The sequence below is a fragment of the Nocardioides zeicaulis genome, assembly GCF_042432345.1.
GTDB lineage: Bacteria > Actinomycetota > Actinomycetes > Propionibacteriales > Nocardioidaceae > Nocardioides > Nocardioides zeicaulis.
Map to the genome: position 1 here is coordinate 2117134 of NZ_JBHLXH010000001.1, position 24487 is coordinate 2141620.

A 24487-nucleotide genomic window follows, 5' to 3' on the forward strand; every position below is an offset into this window, starting at 1 on the left:
TCGCTAGGGTCGCCCTATGAAGGCAGTCCAGGTCGTCACGCTCACCGGTCCCGCCGACCTGGAGGTGCGCGAGGTCCCCGAGCCGGTGCCCGGCCCGCACGACGTGCTGGTCGAGGTGCACAGCGTCGGCATCGCGTTCCCCGACCTGCTGCTCAGCCGCGGGGAGTACCAGTTCAAGCCGGAGCCGCCGTTCACCCTCGGCGTCGACTTCGCGGGCGTGGTCCTCGACCCCGGCTCGCCGGAGTCGAGCGGCTTCACCGTCGGCCAGCGCGTCGCGGGCGTCAACCTCCACGGCGGGGCCGCCGAGCAGGTGGCCAACCCGGCGATCTTCACCTTCGCGCTGCCCGACGAGCTGTCCTACGACGAGGGCGCGGCACTCCCGATGAACTACCTCACCGCCCTCTTCGCGCTGGAGGAGCGCGGCGGCCTGCGCGACCGCGAGACGGTCCTCGTGCACGGGGCGGCCGGGGGCGTGGGCACCGCCACGCTGCAGGTGGCCAAGGGCTTGGGCGCGCGCACCATCGCCGTGGTCAGCACCGAGGAGAAGGCCGCGTTCGCCCGCGCGGCCGGTGCCGACGAGGTGGTGGTCGGCCCCGCCTTCCGCGACGAGGTCAAGGAGCTGACCGGCGGCAAGGGCGTCGACGTGGTGCTCGACGTCGTCGGCGGTGACGCGTTCACCGACTCGCTGCGGTGCCTGGCCGAGCAGGGCCGGGTGCTGGTCGTCGGGTTCGCCGCCGGCCAGGGCATCCCCGAGGTCAAGGTCAACCGGCTGCTGCTCGGCAACACCGACGTGCGCGGCGTCGGGTGGGGGGCCTACGCGATGACCCGGCCCGGCTACATGCAGCGGCAGTGGCACCGGCTCGCGCCGATGATCGAGTCCGGCGTGGTGCGCCCGCCCATCGGCGCCACCTACGACCTCTCCGACTTCGGCGCGGCGCTCGTCGACATGGACGAGCGCCGCACCCTGGGCAAGTCGGTCGTGCGGGTGCGCTGAGGCGCTACCCGGTCCTCACCTCCGCCGGACGACCTTGAGCGTCAGCGCGGCCTGCTGGTAGCCCTTGCGCGTGGCCCTGACGGCGAGCTTGCGGCCCTTGCCGGGCGTCACGGTGATCGAGCAGGTGCCCTTGCCCGACGTCGTGCACGCCTTCCCGGCGGCCTTCACCGTGACCCCCTTGAGGCCGTCGCCGGCGTCGGTGGCCTTGAACGTCAGCTTCGTGCCGGCGCCGGCGACGACCTTCTTCCTCGACGCCGCGAGCGAGAAGGACGGGCCGAACGAGCGGCTCCACACGGCCTCGGTGTCGCTGTCGTTGAGCAGCACCACGGCGCTCGCCTCGTCGCCGCTCAGGGCCATCGCGCGCAGGCTGCTGCCGAAGGCGAGCCTCTCGCTCGTCACGCCACCGGTCGCGAAGCCCTTGGCGGCCGTGCGGACCAGGTTGACCGTCTCGCCGTACTGCGTCGTCCAGCCCACCCACAGCCGCCCGCTCGGCGTCGCCGACAGCGAGATGCGGTCGGCCTCGACGCTGCCCCGGAGGTTGGCCGTGGCCCCCGTGGTGAGGTCCCAGAGCCCGACGGTCGGGTCGAGGTAGCCCCGGGCGTAGGCCAGCACCACCCCGCCGCCGGGACGGGCCACCAGCGCCATGCTCTGGCCGTGGTCGCTGGACGAGCCGTCCAGCGACGAGCCGGGAGCCTTCATCACCGGCCCGGCCGTCGGGTAGACCTGCTGGGCGAAGACGCCGTTGGCGCTGTCCGCCGTGCCGTTCTGGTACCACGCCATCCAGGCGGTGTCGCCGGACGTGACGACGCTCTGGTGGTAGGAGCAGCACTCGGGCATCGTCGTGACCGCGTCGCCCGTGGCCGTGTTGCGGAGGTTGGGGTCGGTGGTGTCGATCGACCCGACCCGGTAGGAGGTGTCGCCGTAGATCGCCACCGCGGTCACCGGGACGCCGCTGGGCAGCTGCGCCGAGCCGATGCCGTAGCCGGTGTAGGCGGTCGAGTTCTTCGCCAGCGCCCGGGGCTGGGTGGCCCACGACGCCCCGCCGTCGGCGCTGAGGGCGTCGACCGCCCGGCCGTCACCGGCCGGCCCCGCGCCCAGCCCGGCGTACGTCAGGCGCAGCCCCCCGGTCGGGGTGACGTTGACGGGGTAGACCTCGGCCATGCTGTCGAGGACGGCCGCCGTGGCGTACGAGACCGGCCTGCCCTCGTCGGTGAGGGCGGCGTGCTGGAGGGCGGACTGCGCGCCGGCGTCCTGCTTCCAGAACGCGTGGAGCACGCCGTCGGGTGAGCGCAGCGCGCTGATCTCCGCGAGGCTGCTGACGGTGGAGGTGGACACCCGGGTCCACGCGGAGGCGGCTCGCGGGTGGGCCTCAGCGCCCCCACCCGGTGCGTCCTGGGCTCCGGCCGCGGTGGGCGCGAGCGCGGTGGTGGCGAGCGCGGCGACCGCGAGCAGCGGCACGGTGAGACGACGAGTGGGCATGTGGGTCCTTCCCCCGTGTGGTGCACCCCCGTGGCGCACCCGCCCAGCCTCACCCCGTCGCGCCCCGGGCGCACGGGTGCCAGCACGTGGTCTGGACCGCTGGCGCGGTGGGGGAGCGGGGTTAAGGTCGCAGGCGTGACGATCCTCGACGCCGCACGCGACGGCATGAACCCCGACATCCGCCCCCAGGACGACCTCTTCGGCCACGTCAACGGCCGGTGGCTGGAGGAGACGGAGATCCCCTCCGACAAGTCGAGCTGGGGTGCGTTCATCGCGCTCGCCGACGACGCCGAGCAGCAGGTGCGCGACATCATCACCGAGCTGGCCGAGCGGCCCGCCGAGGAGCTCGACGAGGACGAGCGCAAGATCGGCGCCCTCTACGCCTCCTTCATGGACACCGAGACCATCGAGGCCAAGGGCCTGAGCCCGGTCCAGGGGCTCCTCGACCGCGCCCACGGCGTCGCCGACCTCACCGAGCTGGCCGCGTTCGTCGGCATGTTCGAGCGCATCGGCGGCCCGGGGATGTTCGGCTCCTACATCACCCCCGACCGCGCCGACGCCTCGCGCAACATCGTCTACCTCGCCCAGGGCGGCCTCGGCCTGCCCGACGAGTCCTACTACCGCGAGGACAAGTTCGCCGAGATCCGCGCGACCTACCGGGACTACCTCACGACGCTGCTGCGACTGAGCGCGCACGAGGACCCCGAGGGTGCCGCGGAGCGCGTGCTGGCCTACGAGACCCGCCTGGCCGAGGGCCACTGGGAGGCGGCGGCGACCCGCGACGTGCAGAAGACCACCAACCACAAGGACCTCGAGGAGCTCCAGGCGCTCTGCCCGGCCTTCGACTGGGTCACCTTCGTGACCGCGCTGGGCGGCACCGAGGAGACGCTGCGCCGCACGATCGTGATGCAGCCCGACTTCTTCGAGCACCTGTCGGTGGTGCTGGAGGAGACGCCGATCGAGACCTGGCACGACGTCCTCCACGTCCGCATCGTGCGGAGCTCGGCGCCCTACCTCCCCGACGAGTTCGTGCAGGCCAACTTCGACTTCTACGGCCGCACGCTCAACGGCACGCCCGAGCTGCGCGCGCGCTGGAAGCGCGGCGTCGACTTCGTGGAGGGCGCGATCGGCGAGGCGGTCGGCAAGGTCTACGTCTCGCGCCACTTCCCGCCGGCCTCGAAGCAGATGATGGACGAGCTGGTGGCCAACCTCGTCACCGCCTACCGCCGCTCGATCGAGGCGCTCGACTGGATGGGCGAGGACACCAAGCAGAAGGCCTACGACAAGCTCGACCGGTTCTACCCCAAGATCGGCTACCCGACGGAGTTCCGCGACTACTCCGGGCTCACCGTCAGCGCCGACGACCTGATGTCCAACGTGGCCGCCGCGTCCGCGTTCGAGACCGACCGCCAGCTCGAGAAGGTCGGCCAGCCGGTCGACCGCGACGAGTGGCTGATGCTGCCGCAGACGGTCAACGCCTACTACCACCCGGGCACCAACGAGATCTGCTTCCCGGCCGCGATCCTCCAGCCGCCCTTCTTCAGCCCCGACGCCGACGAGGCGGAGAACTACGGCGGCATCGGCGCGGTCATCGGCCACGAGATCGGCCACGGCTTCGACGACCAGGGCGCCCAGTACGACGGCGACGGCAACCTGCACGACTGGTGGACCGCCGCCGACAAGGCTGCCTTCGAGGAGAAGTCGCAGGCGCTCGTGGCGCAGTACGACGCCTTCGAGCCGCGCACGCTGCCCGGCGAGCACGTCAACGGCAGCCTCACCGTCGGCGAGAACATCGGCGACCTCGGTGGCCTCACCATCGCCCACAAGGCCTACGTGATCAGCCGCGGCGGCGAGGCGTCGCTCGACGAGCGCCGCACGCTGTTCCTCAACTGGGCGCACGTGTGGCGCACCAAGCGGCGCAAGGAGCAGGAGCTGCAGTACCTCACCATCGACCCGCACAGCCCCGCCGAGTTCCGCGCCAACATCGTGCGCAACCTCGACGAGTTCCACGAGGTCTTCGAGACCTCGGAGGGCGACGGCCTGTGGCTCGAGCCGGAGGCGCGCGTCCGGATCTGGTGACCGGCGGGTCGACCGCCGCAGGACGGGCCGGGGCGGCCCGTCCTGCGTCATCCGCCCGGTGGGGACGGGCGGGGACACGACGCACGGGGTTCGGGTGTGCGCCGTGACGTGTGGGTCGACGGTGTCCTTCTGTGGACGATCCGTTGCCTTCGACGGTAGGCAGTGTCGCGCCCGATGTCGCCCCCCGGGGTCGAAACGTGGCGCAGCGGTCCAGACCACCCGCAGCTGGGCCCTGCGGTTGAATGGGCGGGTGACGATCCCGGGCCACGACCAGTCGACCTACCGCCTCCGCCTGGAGTGGGGGCCGACCGGTGCCGAGGCGGTGCCGGCCGACGTCGCGGTCGTGGTCGACGTGCTGTCCTTCACCACCACGCTCGGCGTCGCGGTCGAGCGCGGCATCGAGGTCTTCCCGTACCGGTGGAAGGACGCCCGCGCCGCCGAGCACGCGATGCGCCACGGCGCCACCCTGGCGGTCGGGCGGTTCGAGGCGCTCTCGCGCGGCGACGCCCGCCACGTCTCGCTGTCCCCGGCCAGCCTCGCCGAGGTCGAGGGCGTCGAGCGCCTGGTGCTGCCCTCGCCCAACGGCTCGACGATCTCCTTCGCGCTCGCCGACTCCGGCGCGCGGGTGGTGGGGGCGTGCCTGCGCAACGCCTCCGCGGTCGCGCGGTGGCTGGCCCCGCAGGTGCGCGCCGGCGCCAGCGTGGTCGTCGTACCGGCGGGGGAGCGGTGGTACGACGACACCCTCCGCCCGGCGGTCGAGGACCTCTGGGGCGCGGGCGCGGTGCTGGACGCGCTGCTGCGCGGGCTGGAGGACGAGGGCGAGGCGGGCGAGCCGGTGGCCGTCAGTCCCGAGGCGCGGATGGCGGTCGCGGCCTGGCGGGGCGCGAGCCTGCCCGACGACCTGCTCGGCTGCGCCAGCGGGCGCGAGCTGGCCGAGGCGGGCTTCGCCGTCGACGTCGAGGTCGCCGCGCGGCACGACGTGAGCGAGGTGGTGCCGGTGCTGCAGGGCGAGTCGTTCCGCGACGCCGCCGCGCTCGAGGCGCCGTCCGGCCCCCGGCTGCGCCGCGTCGGCGGCGGCGGCTCCTGACCCGTCAACCTGACGCTGGCGCGTGTCGGTGGCGGTGCCTAGTGTGAGGACCGCCACACTCGGGTGGCCCTTTTCTCGGGAGGTCTCCAGACCATGCTCCGCCACGCACGCACGTCCTCACGGCTCGCCCTCCTCGGCGCCGCCCTCGCGGGCCTGATCAGCCCGCTGCTCCTCCAGCCGGCGCAGGCCGCCGCCCCGGTCTACGTCGCCCTCGGCGACTCCTACTCCTCGGGCACGGGCACCCGCTCCTACATCGCCGACGGCACCTCCTGCCAGCGCTCCACCAAGGCCTACCCCAGCCTGATCGCCGCGGCCCGCGGCTTCTCGCTCAACTTCCGGGCCTGCTCCGGCGCGACGATCCCCGACGTCACCGCGACCCAGCTCAGCGCCCTCACCACCGCGACCGGCTACGTCACGATCTCGGTCGGCGGCAACGACGCGGGCTTCGCCGACGTGCTCACCACGTGCGCGCTGCCGAGCTGGGCGAGCAACTGCAACGGCGCGATCGACGGCGCCCAGGCCTACGTGAACACCACGCTCCCCGGCCAGCTCGCCACCCTCTACTCCTCGATCCGCTCCCGCGCTCCCTACGCGAAGGTCGTCGTCGTGGGCTACCCGCGCATCTTCAACGGCGAGGACTGCAACGCGCTGACCTGGTTCTCCCCGACGGAGGAGGCCCGGCTCAACCAGATGGCCGACCTGATCAACACCCGCACCCAGGCCGCCGCGGCGTCGGCCGGCTTCTCCTTCGCGAACCCGACCGGCGCGTTCGTGGGCCACGCCGTGTGCGACTCGCCGGAGTGGCTCAACGGGCTGTCCAGCCCGATCTCGGAGAGCTACCACCCCAACGTCCTCGGGCAGGCCAGCGGCTACACCCCCGTCGTGAGCGGCGCCGTGGGCGCCGCCCTCGCGGTGACCCCCGCCGTGGTGGCCGCCTCCGACGCCTCCGGCGCCGACCAGGCAGCGGTGCAGAGCCAGTACGCCGCAGCCGACGCCGCGATCGAGCCGGAGCCCGTCGTCGCCCCCGACCTCACCACCCCCGAGGTGCGCCGCGCCGCCCGCAGGGCCGGCGTCGACCTCGACCGCTTCGTCGAGCGCAGCCAGCGGCGCTGACCGCCCGACAGGGCCGGTCGCGGGACCCGGGCACCTCACCCGGGTCCCGTGACAACCTCTCGTCGTGCCGGGCCGTCGAGGGGACATGAGTGAGAACGACCTGCTGACCCGGCTCGACGACGAGCTCGCCCACCTGCCGAGCATCCCCCCGACGGCGTACCTCCGCCAGGGGAAGCGGGTGCGGCGCCGCCGGCGCGCGGTCGCTGCCGGCGCGGTGGTGGCGGTCGGTGTGACGGCGGTCCAGGTGCTCGCACCCGGCGCGGGGCGCGAGACCACGATCGCCGAGGAGGTGGCCCCCGACCACGTGGCGCACGTGGACCTGGGCCCCGACCCCGACTACGTCGCACCCGAGCCCCGCAACGCGGTCGAGGCCGTGGACGGGCTCGCCGGCGTCGACTGGTTCACCACGGCCGACATCCCGTCGTGGGCGTCCGAGTACGGCAGCCACGGGCCGGTCGCCCTCACTCCGGACGGGCGCCTGTGGGTCGCCCCCGACGCCGAGGTCGCCCGCACGGTCGTCGATCCCTACCCTCCCGGCGAGGACGGCATCACGGCGTCGTACGCCGTCGAGGCCCGCTGGCAGGATGCGCCCGACGAGCTCGCCGACAGGTTCGTCTGGGTCATCATCGCCACCGACGGCACCGGCCCCGGCACCGGCACCATGGACGAGCCGGGCCGCTGGACCGACGACTTCGAGCTGTGGGTCGACGACGCGACGGCCCACGAGCAGGGCCGCCCGTCCTTCGCCGAGCGGCTGCTGACGTTCGTCGACGACACCACTGACACCGTCGGCGTGGGCGCAGAAGGGGTCGAGCTCCTCCACCAGCAGCGCGACCCCGACCTGGGGCCCGGTTGGGTCCGGCACACCCGAGCGGCGGCCGCGGACGTCGACTGGAGGGGCGTGCGCTGGTACGTCGTGGCGGTCGACCCGAAGGCACGGGGCGCCGTGGTACCAGGTCTACCCGGCCGACACCGCGACCGACTTCGACGACTTCCTGGCCCAGGTCGCCCAGGGGGGACTGTGAGCAGGTCCTACGACTCCTACGTCGAGTTCGTGGCTGCGCGCCAGCCGGCGCTGCGGCGGATCGCCTACGCCGTGTGCCGGGACGACTCACGCGCCGAGGACGTGCTGCAGGAGGCGCTGGTCAAGCTCTACCTCGCGTGGTCGCGCGTGCAGGGCACCGGTCGCGAGGAGGCCTACGCCCGGCGGATCATCGTCAACGCCGACCTCGACCAGCGACGTCGGGCCTGGCACCGCCTCCGGTCCTCGGTGCCCGTCGAGGTCGTCGACCGCCCGGTGACGGATGCCACGGTCGCCGACGACCGCTCGGAGCTGGTCGCGGCGATGCGCCTGCTGCCGCCCATGCAGCGACGCACGGTGGCGCTGCGCCACCTGCTGGGGCTCTCGGTCGAGGAGACCGCGCGCGATCTCGGGATCGGCGAGGGCACCGTCAAGAGCCACGCCTCGCGCGGTCTCGCCGCCCTGCGGACCCACCTCGGGGAGGAGGTCGGCACCCGCTGACGGGGCGTCGTCCGCGAGCCTTCGCGGCCGGCCGTCCACAGGCAGCAGCACCGGAGGGGCGGGGCGTCGGTGGTGCTTGGTAGACAGGTGCCATGACCACCGGGACCCACGACGCCGTCACCGACGAGGTGCGCCTCGCGGCGCGCGAGTCCGCCGAGCGCCACCTGCGCGCCCTCGTCGGTCGCGACGACGCCGTGCTCCGCGAGGACCAGTGGTCCGCGATCGAGGCGCTGGCCGTCGACCGGCGGCGCGCGCTGGTCGTGCAGCGCACCGGGTGGGGCAAGTCGGCGGTCTACTTCGTGGCCACCAAGCTGCTCCGCGAGGCAGGGGCCGGGCCCACGGTCATCGTCAGCCCGCTGCTGGCGCTGATGCGCAACCAGATCGCCGCCGCCGAGCGCGCCGGGATCCGGGCGGTGACGATCAACTCGACCAACATCGACCAGTGGCAGCCGATCCACGACCAGATCAACGGCGGCGAGGTCGACGTGCTGCTGGTCAGCCCCGAGCGGCTCAACAACCCCGGCTTCCGCGACGAGGTCCTCCCGCGCCTGGCCGCCACCTGCGGCCTGCTGGTCGTCGACGAGGCCCACTGCATCTCCGACTGGGGCCACGACTTCCGCCCCGACTACCGGCGGCTCCGCACGCTGCTGGCCGAGCTCCCCTCCGGCATCCCGGTGCTGGCCACCACCGCCACGGCCAACGCCCGCGTCACCGCCGACGTCGCCGAGCAGCTCGGTGTCCACGCCGACGGCACGGCCGGTGCCGAGGTGCTGGTCCAGCGCGGCACCCTCGACCGCGAGTCGCTGCGCCTCGGTGTCGTCCAGCTGAGGACGGCCGAGCAGCGCCTGGCCTGGCTGGCCGACCACCTGGTCGAGCAGCCCGGCTCCGGCATCGTCTACTGCCTCACCGTCGCCGCGACCCAGGAGGTCGCGGGCTACCTCCGCGACCGCGGCCTCGAGGTGGCGGCGTACTCCGGGCAGACCGAGGCCGACGAGCGTCACGCGCTGGAGCAGGCGCTCGTCGACCGACGGGTCAAGGCGCTGGTCGCCACGAGCGCGCTGGGGATGGGCTTCGACGCCAGCCTCGGCTTCGTGATCAACCTCGGCGCCCCGTCGTCGCCCGTGTCCTACTACCAGCAGGTCGGCCGCGCCGGCCGCGGCACCGACGACGCCACGGTGGTGCTGCTCCCGCAGGTCGAGGACCGCGACATCTGGGCCTACTTCGCCTCCTTGGGCTTCCCGCGCGAGGAGCAGGTGCGCGAGACACTGGCCGCGCTCGCCGACTCCGAGCGCCCGCTGTCCACCGCCACCATCGAGACGCGCGTCGAGCTCGGCCGCAACCGCCTCGAGTCGATGCTCAAGGTCCTCGACGTCGACGGTGCGGTCCAGCGCGTCCAGGGAGGGTGGGTCGCGACCGGACGGCCCTGGCACTACGACGCCGAGCGCTACGCCCGGGTCGCGGAGGCCCGCGAGCGCGAGCAGCAGGCGATGCTGGGCTACCTCCGCACGACCGAGTGCCGCATGCGATACCTCCGCGAGCAGCTCGACGACCCCGACGCCGCCGACTGCGGTCGTTGCGACAACTGCGGGGGGCTGACGCTGTCCACGAGCGTCAGCGAGGCGGCCGTCGCCGAGGCCGGTGAGCGGCTCTCGCGCCCGGGCGTCGTGCTCGAGCCGCGCAAGATGTGGCCGACCGCGCTGGGCAACCTGGGCCTCGACCTCAAGGGCAAGATCAGCGACGCCGCCGAGCCCGGCCGCGTCGTCGCCCGCCTCACCGACCTCGGTCACGGCCAAGCGCTGCGCGCGCTCTTCCGCGAGGACACCCCTGACGGCCCGGTGCCGCCCGCGCTGGCGCAGGCGGTGATGGACGTGATGAAGGACTGGGCCCCGGCATGGTCGAGCCGACCCGACGCCATCGTCGTGGTGGAGTCCGCGACCCGACCCACCCTGGGCCGCGACCTCGCGGAGAACCTGTCGCGGGTGATGCAGGTCCCGCTCGTCGGCACGTGGGCGATCCGCGACCCGAGCGTCCCGCCCCGCGCCGGGCAGTCCAACTCCGCGCAGCGCGTCGCCGCCGTCCGGCGCCGCGGCGGGCTCGACGCGGAGGTCCCCCCGGGCGCCACCGTCCTGCTCGTCGACGACCAGGTCGCCACCGGCTGGACCCTGACGGTGGCCGCCGCGGCGATCCGCGCCGCTGGGGCCTCCGCGGTCCTGCCGCTCGCCCTCGCCACCCAGGGCTGACGCCGGCGGCTGCNNCCGCCGGCGGGCGTCGTACGCCGGGCCGGACAACGGCAGCGGCCCGCCCTCCGGAGGGAGGACGGGCCGCGGACGTCGTACGGACGACTCGTGCGGGGGCGGGTCAGTGACCCATCACCGCGGTCGGGTCGACCGGGGCGACCTTCCTGCGGGGCAGGAAGGCGGCCGGGATCAGGCAGCAGGCGACGAGGATCGTGGCGACGATGAAGACGGTCGCGAAGGCGTCGGCCATGTCGCTGGCGATCAGCTGACCGATGTTGCCCATCTGGTCCGGCGAGATGCCGAACTGCTCGAGCACCGCGGCGACCTTGGACTGGTCGTCGCCGGCCTCCGCGAGGGCCTGACCGGCGGCGGCGTACCGCGAGTCCTTGATCTCGTTGGTGAGGATCACCGAGAACAGCGCCGTGCCGATCGAGGCCGCCACCTGCTGGGTGATGTTGAGCAGCGTGGAGCCGCGGGCGACGTTGTGCGCGGTGAGCGTGGCCAACGCCGCGGTCATGATCGGCATCATCGTGCCGCCCATGCCGAGACCCATGATGAAGAGCGCGCCCAGGATGTAGGCGTAGGAGGTGTCGGCGCCGATCTGGGTGAACATCGCCATGCCGACGGTGATCACGGTGATGCCGGCGAGCACGATCTTCCCGGGACCGATCTTGTCGGCCAGGATGCCGGCGATCGGCATGGTGATCATGGCGCCGACGCCCTGCGGGGCCAGCAGCCAGCCGGTGTCGAGCGTGCCCTCGCCGCGGACCTGGATGAAGTAGAGCGGGAAGAGCAGCGAGGCACCGAAGAACGCGATCGCGAAGAGCATCATTGCGATCACGGCGACGGTCATGTTCTTGTTGGCGAACAGGCGCAGCTCGACCAGCGGGTGGATGTTGCGGCGGTTGAGGGCCCACGGCACGAACGCCACGATCAGCACGACGCCGAGCACCATCGGCACCATCACCCGCGCGGCCATCGCGGTGCCCTCCTCGGGGATCGAGCTGACGCCGTAGAGGAACGCGGCGAGGCCGGGGGAGAGCAGCAGCATGCCGATCCAGTCGAAGGTCTCCGACGGCGACACGTCGTCGCGAGGCAGCACCACCGAGGCGTAGACGATCGCGGCGATGCCGATCGGCAGGTTGATCAGGAAGATCCAGTGCCACGACGCGCTCTCGATCAGCGCGCCGCCGATGATCGGGCCGAAGATCGGGCCGAGGAGCATCGGGATGCCGAGCACGGCCATCACGCGGCCCACACGCTCGGGACCGGCGGCGCGGGTCAGGATCGTCATGCCGAGCGGCATCAGCATGCCGCCGCCGAGGCCCTGCAGGACGCGGAAGAGCACCAGCATCTCCAGCGACGTGGCCGCGGCGCACAGCACCGAGCCGGCGGTGAAGAGGGCGACCGCGAGGAGGTAGAGGCGCTTGGTGCCGAAGCGGTCGGCGGCCCAGCCGGTGAGCGGGATGACGCTGGCGAGGGCCAGCGTGTAGCCGGTCATCGTCCACGCGACCTCGGCCGCGGTGGCATCGAACTCCTGCTGGAAGGTGTTCAGGGCGACGGAGACGACGGTGATGTCGAGGATCGACATGATGGCGCCGAGGACGACGACGCCGGCCACCATCAGGACGCCCTTGTCGAGCTTGTCGGAGCTGTCCGGCTGGATCCCGCCGGGGGAGGTCTGGGTGCTGGTCACCGGTCGAGTTTATTGGTTGACGACGACAACGACCCAATCGTTTTCGCGGTGGGCTGCGTCACCTGGGGGCAGGCGCCCTCACGTCGCGGGGACGCCGTCGAGGTCCTCGATCCGCGCCAGGCTCGGGTTGCGCACCTCCTGCAGCCCGCGCGCGACGTCCTCGACCTCCCGCATCACGCGCAGCGTGTTGCGGCAGGTGAGGCGGGCCAGGTCGTCGGTCGACCAGCCGCGGTCGGCGAGCGCCGCCAGCAGCGCGGGGTACGTCGAGACGTCCTCGAGGCCGGTGGGCAGCACCTCGACGCCGTCGTAGTCCCCGCCGAGCCCGACGTGGTCGACGCCGGCCACCTCGCGCACGTGCTCCACGTGGGCGACGACGTCGTCGAGCGTCGCGGTCGGTGCCGGGTGGTCGAGCCGCCAGGCGTCCTCGAAGGCGGCGAACCGCACCCCGTCGGCCTCCGCGACACCCTCCGCCTCGGCGGCCGCGACGAGCTCGCGGTGCGAGTCGGCACAGGCGGCGTTCACGAACTTGGGCACGAAGGTCACCATGCACACGCCGCCGCCGCGGGCCGTCGCCTCGAGCACGTCGTCCGGCGCGTTGCGCGGGCTGTCGGTGACGGCGCGGGCGGAGCTGTGGCTGAAGATCACCGGCGCCTCGGTGACGGCCAGCGCGTCGCGCATGGTGTCGGCCGAGACGTGCGAGAGGTCGACCATCATCCCGACCCGGTTCATCTCCCGGACCACCTCGCGCCCGAAGGCGGTCAGCCCGCCCGCTACCGGACGGTCCGTGGCGGAGTCGGCCCACGGGGTGTTCGCGTTGTGGGTGAGCGTCAGGTAGCGCACCCCGAGGCGGTGCAGCTGGCGCAGGGTGCCGAGCGAGCTGGCGATCGAGTGCCCGCCCTCGGCGCCGGCCAGGGAGGCGATCCGGTCGGTGGCCCACGCCTCCTCGACCTCGTCGGCGGTGGTCGCCCACGCGAGCTGGTCGGCGTACCTGCGGGTCAGCTCGCGCGCCGCGTCGACCTGCTCGAGCGTGGCGCTGACCGCGGCGTCGCCGGTGAGCCGGGTGGGGACGTAGACCGACCAGAACTGCGCGCCCATCCCGCCCGCGCGCATGCGGGGCAGGTCGGTGTGGGTCGGCGTGCCGCCCGCCCCGACGTCGAGCCGGTCGAAGTCGTACGCCGCCCGCGCCCGCGCCTCCCACATCAGGTCGTTGTGCCCGTCGACGACGGGGTGGGCGGCCAGCAGCGCGGAGACGTCCATGCCCGCGACGCTAACCGACCTGCACCCCTGGGTCCGCCCGGGAAAACCCGGCTAGGCGGGGGAATCCGGGGTTCTCGTGGCTTGCAAGGCACCAGAACCACGAACAACCCCGGCTAGGCGGGGGAACCCGAGACACAGCGCCACGGCCCCCGCCAGGAACTCCCTGTCGGTGTGAGGCGTTAGCGTCCTCGTGCCCGCCCACCGCGGGGACAGGAAGGGTGTGCATGAGTTTCGTCCCGGTCACCGGTCCCGCCAGGCTGCTGGTGGGGGAGCCGCCCCGGGAGGGCTCGGTCGAGTTCACCGACGAGCGCCGCACGATCGTGATGCCGGTCCGCGGCGCGCTGCCGGTGCTGGCGAAGGTCCGCGACCAGGACGACCTGCACCCCTCCGTCGCCCTGCTGGCCGGGGCCGCGCTGATGGGCCTCCAGCTCGTCGCCGCCGGGCGGTTCGCGCCCGAGCCGGGTGGGCGGCACTGGCAGGTCGCGGGCCTCGATGCCGACGACGAGCGCCGCATCGCCGACCTGGTGCGCGCCCGCGCCCACGACGGCCACGACGCGGCCACCGCGGAGGGCACCGTCCGGGCGCTCCTCGACGCGATCGCCGACACGGTCCCCCGCACGTCGCCCGGCACCTCGCGCCACCGCGCCCGTGCCACGGCCCCGCCGCCCGCCCCGGTCAGCCCCGACGACTTCAGCGACCGGCTCCAGCAGCGCATCGCCCGGATCCGCTCTCGCGGCCGCGACGACCGTCCCCACCTGGTCTCGGTGTCGTTCCGGGTCGAGGCCGACGAGGAGGAGCTCGTCGCCGGCGCCGTACGCCTGGTGACGCAGGTCCACGCGGTCGACAACGCCGCCCACGTGGCCGACGCCGCCGAGCTCTGGGAGGACGTCGGGCCCGACGCGGCCCACGGCTTCGGCGAGCGGGCCCGCACCCACGCCGCCATCGCGCTGCGCTCGGCCGCCGACGCCTGGCCGGTCCTCGACCGGCTGCTCGACCTGCGGGTGCCCGACGAGATCGTGCTCGACTCCGACGAGATCCTCTCGCTGCTCGACCACGGGGCCGCGGCGCTGACCGAGGCCGGGCACCAGGTGATGTGGCCGAAGTACCTCGACCGCGACGTCACCCAGCGCGTCGAGCTCGGCCGCCGCTCCTCGGCCGGCCCCCGCGAGGAGGCGCTGCACGACGGGCTGTTCGGGCCGCAGGCCCTCTTCGGGTTCGAGTGGCAGCTCTCGCTGCACGGCGAGGAGCTCACCGAGGAGGAGATGGACGAGCTGGCCCGCACCACCAGCCCCATCATCAAGCTGCGCGACAACTGGGTGGCCGTCGACTCCGGCGTCATCAAGCGGGCCCGCAAGCGGCTGATCCGCACGGTCACCCCGGTGCAGGCCATCGCAGCGACCCTCACCGGCGTCGTCGACGTGGAGGACGTCCCCTACGAGGCGGTCGTCGGCGCCAGCCTGCTCAAGGTCCGCGAGCGCCTCGCCGCGGCGACGACCGGTGAGCTCGTCGACGTCCCGGTCGCATTGCGGGCCGAGCTGCGCGACTACCAGCGCCGCGGCCTGTCCTGGCTGGCCGAGCTCACCTCGCTCGGCCTGGGTGCCTGCCTGGCCGACGACATGGGCCTGGGCAAGACCGTCACGGTCATCGCGCTCCACCTCCACCGTCAGGAGCGTGGTCTCGAGGCTCGCTCCGCTCGCACCTCGACCGACGACGGGCGGGAGCGTGGCGCGGGCGGACCGACGCTCGTCGTGTGCCCGGCGTCGCTGCTGGGCAACTGGGAGGCCGAGATCCGCCGCTTCGCACCGGGAGTCGCCGTACGCCGCCACCACGGCAGCGCGCGCGACCTCGGCGACGTCGGCACGGGCTTCGTGCTGACCACCTACGGCACCATGCGCAACGACGCCGCCCTGCTCGCCGAGGTGCCGTGGGACCTCGTGGTCGCCGACGAGGCGCAGCACGTGAAGAACGCACGCTCGGCCGCCGCGCGGGCGCTGCGCACGATCCCCAGCGCCGCCCGGGTCGCGCTCACCGGCACCCCGGTCGAGAACGACCTCACCGAGCTCTGGGCCATCCTCGACTGGGCGATCCCCGGGCTGCTCGGCAGCCGCAACGCCTTCCGCAAGGTGTGGGCGGGCCCGATCGAGTCCGGCCTCGAGCCGACCAAGGCGCGACAGTTCGCCGACCTCATCGGCCCGTTCCTGCTGCGCCGCCGCAAGTCCGACCCGGGCATCGCGCCCGAGCTGCCGCCCAAGACCGAGACCGACCACGTGCTGGGGCTCAGCCGCGAGCAGGTCGTGCTCTACGAGACCCTCGTGCGCGAGTCGATGCGTCGCATCGAGGAGGCCGACGAGGAGACCCGCCGCGGGCTCGTGCTGGCGCTGCTCACCGGCCTGAAGCAGATCTGCAACCACCCGGCCCACTTCCTGCGCCAGGCCAACCCCAAGCTGCGTGGGCGCTCGGAGAAGCTCGAGCTGCTCGACGAGCTCGTCGGCACGGTGGTCGCCGAGGACGGCGCGATCCTGCTCTTCACCCAGTACGTCGCGATGGCCCGGCTGCTCGAGCGGCACCTCGCCACCACCGGCGTGCCCCACCAGCTGCTCCACGGCGGCACGCCCGTGCGCGAGCGCGAGGCGATGGTCGCGCGGTTCCAGGCCGGCGAGGTGCCGGTGTTCCTGCTCTCGCTCAAGGCCGGCGGCACGGGCCTCAACCTCACCCGCGCCGACCACGTGATCCACTTCGACCGCTGGTGGAACCCCGCCGTCGAGGACCAGGCCACCGACCGGGCCTACCGCATCGGCCAGACCCGCCCGGTGCAGGTGCACCGCTTCGTCACCGAGGGCACGATCGAGGAGCGGATCGCCGAGCTGCTGAGGCGCAAGCGCTCGCTCGCCGACTCGGTGCTGGCGCGGGGCGAGACCGCGCTCACCGAGCTCTCCGACGCCGAGCTCCGCGACCTCGTCGAGCTCCGCCCCGGCGGCCGGCGATGACCACCTCGACCACGCACCCCCGGCTCCCCCCGCGACGCGGCGGCGGCACCGGCACCTGGTGGAGCAAGGCCGTGCTCCGCGCGGTCGAGGAGGCCGCCTACGGCGAGAAGGAGCTGCGCGCCGGACGGGCGCTCGCCCGCGCCGGCGCGGTCGGCGCGATCACCGTCTCCGACGGCGGCGCGGTGGCGGCCGTCACCGACGGCGACGACGCGTGGACCGTGGAGGTCACCGTTCCCGTCCTGGACGGGCCCGACGCCGCCACCGTCACCGAGCTGGTCGCGGCGGAGTCCGGCCGGGTGGGCGCGCTCCTCGCCGGGCAGCTGCCGCACGCCTTCGTCGAGGCGGTGGAGGAGGCGGGGGTCGAGCTGCTGCCCTACGGCGGCGAGCTGGGCTCGGCGTGCTCGTGCGACTCCTGGCTCGACCCCTGCCCCCACGCGGTCGCCGTGCTGACCCAGCTCGCGTGGCTGATCCAGGCCGACCCGTTCGTGCTCACCCACCTGCGCGGGCTGCCCCGCGAGGTCGTGCTGCGCGAGCTGCACCGGATCACCGCCCCCCGCGCCGGCACCGCGACCGCGCCGGAGGACGGCGTACCCGACGAGGTCGACGACCTCGCCGTCGCCGAGGAGGCCGCGGCCCGCGCGGCCCGCCTGCTCGAGCGCGGCGCCACCGCCGACTCCTGGTGAGCGTCCGGCCTGCCGTCCGCCGTGATGCTTCACCATGGGATGTCGCTGGACCCGCGCTTCCCCGTGGAAGGAGCGTGAGGGAAGTGCGGCTTCGCCGACATCCCATGGTGGAGCCGGCAGGTGCCGGCGGACGGCGACGGCGGGAGGCCTCAGAGACCGAGGGCGCCGTGCGCCATCTCCCGCAGCACCTCGTGGAGCTGGGGGTCGGGGAGCCGGCCGCTGTGGGGGGTCGAGTTGAGCAGCCCGAAGAGGACGTGGGCGCGGGTGCGGGAGGCCTCCGTGGTCACCGAGGGGTCGAGCAGCCGGACCTGGTCGGCCCACAGGTCGACGTAGGCGCGCTGGAGCGTGCGCACCCGCTCGCGGGCCTCGTCGGGCAGGCTGCTCCAGTCGCGGTCCTGCACGACGATCAGCGCGCGGTGGTCGATCGCGAACTCGATGTGCCACTCCACCAGCGCCTCGAGCGCGGCGCGCGGACCGTCGGCGCCCGCGACGCGACGCCGGCCCTGGTCGAGCAGGGTCTCGCTGATCGAGACCAGCATCTCGGCCAGCATCGCGTCCTTCGACTCGAAGTGCTTGTAGAGCGCGGGGCCGGAGATCCCGCAGGCCGAGCCGAGCTCGGCGACCGAGACGCCGTGGAAGCCGCGGGCGGCGAAGAGCTCGGCCGCGATGCCGAGGATCTGCTGCCGACGAGGGGTCACGAGGTCGAGGTTAGTGGTGATTAACCCGGTCGACGGCAGGCGCCGGACCGTGGACGGTGCACGACGCGACGGCGCCTCCCAGACGGCGAGCGGAATCAACGGTCCTCCCTGTGGGCCGGCACAGGTGGCCGCTCCCCCCAGCGGCCACCGACCCCCACGGTCCGTGCCGACGCGGACGATCCTCCCGAGGCGGGCCCCGGCTGTCAGTGGTGCCAGCACCACCGTGCGCGCACCGGCGGTGTGGTGCCCGCTCTACCGACGGGTGCGGGCGGGCGTGGCTACGCTGCGGCCATGCCTGCCATCCGCGTCGTCCTCGCCGAGGACGGCGACCTGCTCCGCGCGGGTGTCCTGGCCCTCCTCGCGGCGTACGACGACATCGACGTCGTCGCGACCGCCACCAACCTGCCGGAGCTGCTGGCCGTCGTCGCGGAGCACCGGCCCGACGTGCTGCTCACCGACATCCGGATGCCTCCCGACTTCACCGACGAGGGCATCCGCGCCGCCGCCGAGCTGCGCCGCACGCAGCCGGGCCTCGGGGTCGTGGCGCTGACGCAGTACTCCGACGTCGAGTACGCCCTCGACCTGGTGCGCGAGGGCAGCGACGGTCGTGGGTACCTGCTCAAGGAGCGCGTCGCGGACGTCGACGAGCTGGTCGCCGCGCTGCGCACGGTCGCCGCCGGCGGGTCGGTCATCGACCAGATCGTCGTCGACGCGCTGCTCGCCACCAGCGCCCGGCGCCACGACTCGCTGCTCGACCGGCTCACCCCGCGCGAGCTCGAGGTGCTGGCGATGGTGGCCCGCGGGATGACCAACGGCGCGATCGCCGCCGACCTCGTCGTCACCGATCGCGCCGTGGAGAAGCACATCAACTCGATCCTCACCAAGCTCGACCTCCCCGCCGACGCTCCCGTGCACCGTCGGGTGGCGGCCACGCTCGTCTTCCTCAGCGAGGCGGGCGTGGGCGGCGGGGTGTCGCCGCGCGGATGAGCCGGTTGCTGGCCGGCTGGGACGGCCTGGACCCGGCCCTGCGGTGGCTGCTGCGCATCAACCTGATCGCCCTGACCACCGCGACGACGCTGCTCGCGGCGGCGTACTTCATGGGCTTCCGGCACACCGCCGTCGAGATCGACCTCGCGGTGATGGCGGTCTCGATCGTGGTGATGCTCGTGACCCCGCCGCTGTGCCGGCGCTGGGGCGCCCCGGCCGCGATCACCGGCCTGACCGGGTCGGCCCTGCTCTTCGCGGTCGGTGGCACGTGGGCCACGCCCAACCTCAGCCCGCTGACCGCCCTGCTCACGATGGTGCCGCTGCTGGTGGGCTTCCCGTACCTCTCGCAGCGGTGGATCGGTGCGCTGATGGTGGTGGCCGTCATCGGCAGTGCGGGGGTGGCCGCGCTGGGGGAGTACCGCCGCGTGGGCAACGTCGAGGACGTCTGGTGGGTCAACGCGCTGGTGATCGCCTGCTCGCTCCCGACCGGCGTGGTCATCGTGGTCCACCTGGTGCGCGACGCCTACGTGCGGCTGCGCGCCCAGGCCGACGAGCTGGCCGGGTCGCGCACGCGGATCGTGGAGGTGGCCGACGCCGCCCGGCGCAGCCTCGAGCGCGACCTGCACGACGGCGCCCAGCAGCACCTGCTGGCGATGAGCGTGACCATCGAGCGGGCCCGCAAGGAGCTGCAGGCCGGGCGTGCCGACGGGGCGGGCGCACTGCTGGAGCAGCTCGCCGCCGACAACCGCGACGTGCTGCTCGAGCTGCGCGAGCTGGCCCGCGGCATCTACCCGCCGCTGCTCACCGAGCGCGGCCTCGTGGCCGCGGTCCAGTCGACGGCCCGCCGCTCGGCGGTGCCGGTGACGCTCGACGTCGCGCAGGTCGAGCGGCACAGCCAGCAGGTCGAGGCGGCGGCGTACTTCTGCATCCTCGAGGCGATGACCAACGCGGTGAAGCACTCGGGGGCCGACGAGCTGCTGGTGGTGCTGCGCGGTCGCCCGCACCTCAGCTTCACCGTGTCCGACTCCGGGCGCGGGTTCGACCCGGAGTCGGTGACCCGCGGCGGGCTCGTCGGCATGGCGGCGCGCATCGAGGCGGTCGGCGGCCGGCTGCACCTGCACACCGCACCCGGGCAGGGCACCCGGCTGGTGGGGGAGTTCCCGCCACTGGACGCTCCGGGTTAACGATCGCTAACCTGAGGTGGTGCCCGAGCCCCAGACCCCCCCGACCATGCGCGAGCTCGTCGACGACCTGCGTGACCGGCTCGCCCGGGTCCGCCAGGGCGGCTCGGAGAGCGCGCGGCGCAAGCACACCGACCGCGGCAAGCTCCTCGTCCGCGACCGCGTCGACCGCCTGCTCGACCCCGGCAGCCCGTTCCTGGAGCTCGCTCCCCTCGCCGCCTACGGCATGTACGGCAGCGACGGCGACGACTACGCCGTCCCGTCCGCCGGCGTCGTCGGCGGCATCGGCCGGGTGTCGGGCCGCGAGTGCGTGATCGTCGCCAACGACGCGACGGTCAAGGGCGGCACCTACTACCCGATGACGGTCAAGAAGCACCTGCGTGCCCAGGCGATCGCCGCGGAGAACCGCCTGCCGTGCCTCTACCTCGTCGACTCCGGCGGTGCGTTCCTGCCGATGCAGGACGAGGTCTTCCCCGACCGCGAGCACTTCGGGCGGATCTTCTTCAACCAGGCGAACATGTCGGCCCGCGGCATCCCGCAGGTCGCCAGCGTGATGGGCTCGTGCACCGCGGGCGGCGCCTACGTGCCGGCGATGTCCGACGAGACGGTGATCGTGCGCGACCAGGGCACGATCTTCCTCGGCGGCCCGCCGCTGGTGAAGGCCGCGACCGGCGAGGTCGTCACGGCCGAGGACCTCGGCGGGGGTGACGTGCACGCCCGCACCTCCGGCGTGGTCGACCACCTCGCCGAGGACGACGCGCACGCGCTGGCTATCGTGCGCTCGATCGTCGACACCCTCCCGCCCGTCGCCCCCGCGCGCACCCCCGCCGCCGAGGTGGAGGAGCCCCACGAGGCGCCGGAGTCGATCTACGACGTCGTCCCCACCGACACCCGCACCCCCTACGACGTGCGCGAGGTGATCCGCCGCGTCGTCGACGGCAGCCGCTTCCACGAGTTCAAGAAGCTCTACGGCGACACCCTCGTCTGCGGCTTCGCGCGGATCCACGGCTACGAGGTCGGCATCGTGGCCAACAACGGCATCCTCTTCAGCGAGTCGGCGCTCAAGGGCGCCCACTTCATCGAGCTGTGCAACCAGCGCGGCATCCCGCTGGTCTTCCTGCAGAACATCACCGGCTTCATGGTCGGGCGCGAGTACGAGAACAAGGGCATCGCCCGTGACGGCGCCAAGCTCGTCACGGCCGTCGCCTGCAGCGTGGTCCCGAAGTTCACCGTCGTGATCGGTGGCTCGTTCGGAGCGGGCAACTACGGCATGTGCGGGCGCGCCTACGACCCGCGCTTCCTCTGGATGTGGCCCAACGCCCGGATCTCGGTGATGGGCGGCGAGCAGGCGGCCGGCGTCCTGTCGACCGTGCGCCGCGACGGCCTCGAGGCCCGCGGCGAGGAGTGGTCGGCCGAGGACGAGGAGGCCTTCAAGGCGCCGATCCGCGCCCAGTACGAGGAGCAGGGCAGCCCCTACTACGCCAGCGCCCGCCTCTGGGACGACGGCATCATCGACCCCGCCGACACCCGCCGCGTGCTCGGCATGGCGCTCGGCGCGACGTCGTACACCCCGATCCCCGAGCCGTCCTACGGCATCTTCCGGATGTGAGCACCGTGAACACTGTCCTGATCGCCAACCGCGGCGAGATCGCGCTGCGCGTGATCCGCACCGCCCGCCGCCTCGGCTGGCGCACGATCGCGATCCACACCGACCTCGACGCCCGCGCGCCGCACGTGCGGGCCGCCGACACGGCCGTGCGGGTCGGGTCGTACCTCGACGTCGACGAGGTCGTGGCCGCCGCGCGCGAGTCGGAGGCCGGGTTCGTGCACCCGGGCTACGGCTTCCTGTCCGAGCGTGCGCCCTTCGCGCGGGCGCTGGCCGAGGCGGGGATCACCCTGGTCGGCCCGTCGGGCGACGTGATGGACGCGATGGGCCGCAAGGACGCCGCCCGCGACGTCGCGGTGGCCGCCGGGGTGCCGGTCGTGCCCTCCTACGGCCTCGACGAGGACCTGGCGACCTTCGCCTACCCGGTGCTGGTCAAGGCCGCCGCCGGCGGTGGCGGCAAGGGCATGCGCGTCGTCCGCAGCGCCGCGGAGCTGCCGGAGGCCCGCGCGGCCGCGGCGCGCGAGGCTGCGTCGTCGTTCGGCGACGACACCCTGCTGATCGAGAAGTACGTCGAGTCCGGCCGCCACGTCGAGGTGCAGGTCCTCGGCGACACCCACGGCACGGTCCTGCACTTCTTCGAGCGCGACTGCTCCACCCAGCGCCGGCACCAGAAGGTGCTGGAGGAGGCGCCCGCGCCCACCATCACCGACGCGCAGCGCTCCGCCATCACCTCCGCCGCCGTCGCGCTGGCCGAGCAGTGCGGCTACGTCGGCGCCGGCACCGTCGAGCTGCTCCTCGACAACGCCACCGGCGAGTTCTACTTCCTCGAGATGAACACCCGGCTCCAGGTCGAGCACCCGGTGACCGAGGAGGTCACGCGGGTGCGCGGCGGGCGGGTGGACCTGGTGGAGCTCCAGCTCCGCGTGGCCACCGGAGAGCCGATCGGCATCTCCCAGGACGAGGTCACGCTCGAGGGCCACGCGATCGAGGCGCGGGTCTACGCCGAGGACTCCTTCCACGGCTTCCTCCCGCAGGCCGGCGTCGCGACCCACGTCGCCTGGGCCGGCGGTGAGGGGATCCGGGTCGACCACGCGCTTGAGTCCGGCCAGGAGGTCAGCACGTCCTACGACCCGATGCTCGGCAAGGTCGTCGCGGTCGGCGCGGACCGCGAGGAGGCCCGCCGGCGGCTGGTGGACGCCCTCGGCCGCACCGTGGTCGCCGGGCTGACCACCAACACCGGCTTCCTGCGGGTGCTCGCCGACTCCGACGAGTTCCGCGACTGCACGATCGACACCGCCTGGCTCGACCACCACGAGGTGCCCGAGCCCGACGACGCCGAGGCCCGGCAGCTCGCCGCGGCCGCGCTGGTGGGGCCGACCGGCACCGGTCCCTGGCGGGCCGACGGCTGGCGCCTCGGCGCTGGTCCGGCGCCCGTCCGGGTCGTCGTGGGCACCGAGCTGGTCGACGTACGACCCGACGCGGCGCCCCGCGACGCCTTCGTGAAGGTCACGACCGGGTCCGTCGAGGTCGTCGACCGCGGGCAGCGGTTCGTCCTGGAGCGGCCCGACCCGTTCGGCGACCACGCGGCCGCCGCAGGCGACGGCACGCTGCTCGCGCCGATGCCCGGCACCGTGCTCGCCGTCGACGTCGCCGAGGGCCAGGCCGTGGCCGCGGGTGAGACGCTGGGCGTGATGGAGGCGATGAAGATGGAGCTCGCGCTCAAGGCGCCCTTCGCCGGCACCGTGACCTCGGTCGGCGCGGCAGCGGGCGACCTGGTCAAGCTCGGCGCGGTGCTCTTCACGGTGGAGCCCACCGATGACTGAGCGCACGCCCGGGCTCCCGATGACCGTCCGCGCCGACGGTCTCCCGTCGGCGGTCACGATCTACGAGGTCGGTCCGCGCGACGGCCTGCAGAACGAGAAGGCGATCGTGCCGGTCGCGGTGAAGGCGGAGTTCGTCCGTCGTCTCGTCGCGGCCGGGCTCCCGGTCGTCGAGGCCACCTCGTTCGTCCACCCGCGCTGGGTCCCGCAGCTCGCGGACGCCGCCGAGCTGATGACCGAGCTGGGCGATGCCGGCCGCCACCTGCCCGTGCTGGTGCCCAACGAGCGCGGCCTCGACCGTGCGCTCGAGCTCGGGCTGGAGCACGTGGCGATCTTCGGCAGCGCCACCGAGACCTTCGCGACCAAGAACCTCAACCGCACCTTCGACGAGCAGTTCGCGATGTTCGAGCCCACCGTCGCGCGTGCCCGCGAGGCCGGGATGGACGTGCGGGCCTACGTCTCGATGTGCTTCGGCGACCCGTGGGAGGGAGCCGTGCCGCTCGAGCAGGTCGTCACCGCCGGCACGCGGTTGCTCGACCTGGGCGCGAGCCAGCTGAGCATCGGCGACACGATCGGCGTCGCGACGGCCGGTCACGTCACGGCCCTCGTCGCGGCGTTCGCCGAGGCGGGCGTCGGCACCGACCGCCTCGCGATGCACTTCCACGACACCTACGGCCAGGCGCTGGCCAACACCTTCTCCGCGCTCCAGGCGGGCATCACCACCTTCGACGCCAGCGCCGGCGGCCTCGGCGGCTGCCCCTACGCGAAGTCGGCCACCGGCAACCTCGCCACCGAGGACCTGGTCTGGATGCTCGACGGCCTCGGCATCGAGCACGGCGTCGACCTCGACGCCGTCGTGGCCACCAGCACCTGGATGGCCGGCGAGCTCGGGCGTCCGAGCCCCAGCGCCGTCGTGCGCGCCCTCGGCTCCGCCGGGTAGTCCGCCGGCCCTCCGCCCGCGGGTGGCGGGATACGACATGCCGCGGGGCGATCGGCATGTCGTCTGCCGCCAGGGTGGGTGGCGTACGGCGGCGGCTGGACTGAGGGTGGCGGCGTACGAC

Annotated in this window: 17 protein-coding genes; 13 read left to right on the forward strand and 4 right to left on the reverse strand. The window is 73.5% G+C overall.

The annotated features are described in order from the left end of the window. The first annotated feature begins 16 nt into the window (after positions 1-16). Complete coding sequence (locus tag ACFFJG_RS10370; protein WP_378518611.1) at positions 17-994, forward strand: NADPH:quinone oxidoreductase family protein; 978 nt, start codon at positions 17-19, stop codon at positions 992-994. A gap of 15 nt (positions 995-1009) precedes the next feature. Here the strand turns inward: ACFFJG_RS10370 and ACFFJG_RS10375 are convergent, their stop codons facing one another. Beyond that, positions 1010-2473 (reverse strand): hypothetical protein, encoded by a 1464-nt coding sequence (locus tag ACFFJG_RS10375; RefSeq protein WP_378518612.1) that lies wholly within the window; start codon positions 2471-2473, stop codon positions 1010-1012. Positions 2474-2608: 135 nt separating this feature from the next. Between ACFFJG_RS10375 and ACFFJG_RS10380 the strand changes: the two genes are divergently transcribed. The 5 genes from ACFFJG_RS10380 (at position 2609) to ACFFJG_RS10400 (ending at position 10514) form a co-directional block, all read left to right on the forward strand. Then, on the forward strand, positions 2609-4552 hold the full coding sequence (locus ACFFJG_RS10380; protein WP_378518614.1) for a M13 family metallopeptidase: 1944 nt from the start codon (positions 2609-2611) through the stop codon (positions 4550-4552). A 250-nt stretch (positions 4553-4802) separates the two neighbouring features. After that, entirely contained in the window at positions 4803-5639 is an 837-nt protein-coding gene (locus ACFFJG_RS10385; RefSeq protein ID WP_378518615.1) for a 2-phosphosulfolactate phosphatase, read from the forward strand. Positions 5640-5732: 93 nt separating this feature from the next. Next, complete coding sequence (locus ACFFJG_RS10390) at positions 5733-6752, forward strand: SGNH/GDSL hydrolase family protein (RefSeq protein ID WP_378518617.1); 1020 nt, start codon at positions 5733-5735, stop codon at positions 6750-6752. A gap of 85 nt (positions 6753-6837) precedes the next feature. Next, a complete protein-coding gene (locus tag ACFFJG_RS10395; RefSeq protein ID WP_378518619.1) occupies positions 6838-8274 on the forward strand; it encodes a sigma-70 family RNA polymerase sigma factor in 1437 nt (478 codons plus the stop codon). A 92-nt stretch (positions 8275-8366) separates the two neighbouring features. After that, the gene (locus tag ACFFJG_RS10400) at positions 8367-10514 is read left to right on the forward strand and encodes a RecQ family ATP-dependent DNA helicase (RefSeq protein WP_378518620.1); all 2148 of its coding nucleotides are present in this window, start codon (positions 8367-8369) and stop codon (positions 10512-10514) included. Between the two features lie 118 nt (positions 10515-10632). Here ACFFJG_RS10400 and ACFFJG_RS10405 read toward each other — a convergent pair whose 3' ends face one another. Continuing rightward, positions 10633-12135 (reverse strand): DHA2 family efflux MFS transporter permease subunit, encoded by a 1503-nt coding sequence (locus ACFFJG_RS10405; RefSeq protein ID WP_378519478.1) that lies wholly within the window; start codon positions 12133-12135, stop codon positions 10633-10635. A 150-nt stretch (positions 12136-12285) separates the two neighbouring features. Continuing rightward, positions 12286-13464, reverse strand: coding sequence for a dipeptidase (locus ACFFJG_RS10410; protein WP_378518621.1), 1179 nt, complete (start codon positions 13462-13464; stop codon positions 12286-12288). Positions 13465-13688: 224 nt separating this feature from the next. Between ACFFJG_RS10410 and ACFFJG_RS10415 the strand changes: the two genes are divergently transcribed. Continuing rightward, on the forward strand, positions 13689-16451 hold the full coding sequence (locus tag ACFFJG_RS10415; protein ID WP_378518622.1) for a DEAD/DEAH box helicase: 2763 nt from the start codon (positions 13689-13691) through the stop codon (positions 16449-16451). After that, the gene (locus ACFFJG_RS10420; RefSeq protein ID WP_378518623.1) at positions 16448-17134 is read left to right on the forward strand and encodes an SWIM zinc finger family protein; all 687 of its coding nucleotides are present in this window, start codon (positions 16448-16450) and stop codon (positions 17132-17134) included. Before ACFFJG_RS10415 ends, ACFFJG_RS10420 begins: the two co-directional genes overlap by 4 nt. Positions 17135-17283: 149 nt before the next feature. Here ACFFJG_RS10420 and ACFFJG_RS10425 read toward each other — a convergent pair whose 3' ends face one another. Beyond that, positions 17284-17832 (reverse strand): SACE_7040 family transcriptional regulator, encoded by a 549-nt coding sequence (locus tag ACFFJG_RS10425; RefSeq protein WP_378518624.1) that lies wholly within the window; start codon positions 17830-17832, stop codon positions 17284-17286. 291 nt (positions 17833-18123) lie between these two features. Here ACFFJG_RS10425 and ACFFJG_RS10430 point away from each other — a divergent pair, with 291 nt between their 5' ends. Genes ACFFJG_RS10430 through ACFFJG_RS10450 form a run of 5 tightly spaced genes read left to right on the forward strand, consistent with a single transcriptional unit; the run spans position 18124 to position 24366 of the window. Then, positions 18124-18819 (forward strand): response regulator transcription factor, encoded by a 696-nt coding sequence (locus ACFFJG_RS10430; protein ID WP_446686222.1) that lies wholly within the window; start codon positions 18124-18126, stop codon positions 18817-18819. Further along, complete coding sequence (locus tag ACFFJG_RS10435; RefSeq protein WP_378518625.1) at positions 18816-20003, forward strand: sensor histidine kinase; 1188 nt, start codon at positions 18816-18818, stop codon at positions 20001-20003. The genes ACFFJG_RS10430 and ACFFJG_RS10435 overlap by 4 nt, the downstream gene beginning before the upstream one ends. Before the next feature lie 19 nt (positions 20004-20022). Next, a complete protein-coding gene (locus ACFFJG_RS10440; RefSeq protein WP_446686223.1) occupies positions 20023-21609 on the forward strand; it encodes a carboxyl transferase domain-containing protein in 1587 nt (528 codons plus the stop codon). A 5-nt stretch (positions 21610-21614) separates the two neighbouring features. Continuing rightward, on the forward strand, positions 21615-23429 hold the full coding sequence (locus tag ACFFJG_RS10445) for an acetyl/propionyl/methylcrotonyl-CoA carboxylase subunit alpha (protein ID WP_378518626.1): 1815 nt from the start codon (positions 21615-21617) through the stop codon (positions 23427-23429). Continuing rightward, positions 23422-24366: a hydroxymethylglutaryl-CoA lyase gene (locus ACFFJG_RS10450; RefSeq protein ID WP_378518627.1), complete on the forward strand. Its 945-nt coding sequence runs from the start codon at positions 23422-23424 to the stop codon at positions 24364-24366. Before ACFFJG_RS10445 ends, ACFFJG_RS10450 begins: the two co-directional genes overlap by 8 nt. Positions 24367-24487: the final 121 nt, after the last annotated feature.

Bases quoted from the DNA above. Each gene is read 5' to 3' on its own strand.
- ACFFJG_RS10370 (WP_378518611.1), top strand. From the start codon at position 17: ATGAAGGCAGTCCAGGTCGTCACGCTCACCGGTCCCGCCGACCTGGAG.
- ACFFJG_RS10375 (WP_378518612.1), bottom strand. From the start codon at position 2,473: ATGCCCACTCGTCGTCTCACCGTGCCGCTGCTCGCGGTCGCCGCGCTC.
- ACFFJG_RS10390 (WP_378518617.1), top strand. From the start codon at position 5,733: ATGCTCCGCCACGCACGCACGTCCTCACGGCTCGCCCTCCTCGGCGCC.
- ACFFJG_RS10395 (WP_378518619.1), top strand. From the start codon at position 6,838: ATGAGTGAGAACGACCTGCTGACCCGGCTCGACGACGAGCTCGCCCAC.
- ACFFJG_RS10400 (WP_378518620.1), top strand. From the start codon at position 8,367: ATGACCACCGGGACCCACGACGCCGTCACCGACGAGGTGCGCCTCGCG.
- ACFFJG_RS10405 (WP_378519478.1), bottom strand. From the start codon at position 12,135: ATGGTGGCCGGCGTCGTCGTCCTCGGCGCCATCATGTCGATCCTCGAC.
- ACFFJG_RS10410 (WP_378518621.1), bottom strand. From the start codon at position 13,464: ATGGACGTCTCCGCGCTGCTGGCCGCCCACCCCGTCGTCGACGGGCAC.
- ACFFJG_RS10415 (WP_378518622.1), top strand. From the start codon at position 13,689: ATGAGTTTCGTCCCGGTCACCGGTCCCGCCAGGCTGCTGGTGGGGGAG.
- ACFFJG_RS10420 (WP_378518623.1), top strand. From the start codon at position 16,448: ATGACCACCTCGACCACGCACCCCCGGCTCCCCCCGCGACGCGGCGGC.
- ACFFJG_RS10430 (WP_446686222.1), top strand. From the start codon at position 18,124: ATGCCTGCCATCCGCGTCGTCCTCGCCGAGGACGGCGACCTGCTCCGC.
- ACFFJG_RS10435 (WP_378518625.1), top strand. From the start codon at position 18,816: ATGAGCCGGTTGCTGGCCGGCTGGGACGGCCTGGACCCGGCCCTGCGG.
- ACFFJG_RS10450 (WP_378518627.1), top strand. From the start codon at position 23,422: ATGACTGAGCGCACGCCCGGGCTCCCGATGACCGTCCGCGCCGACGGT.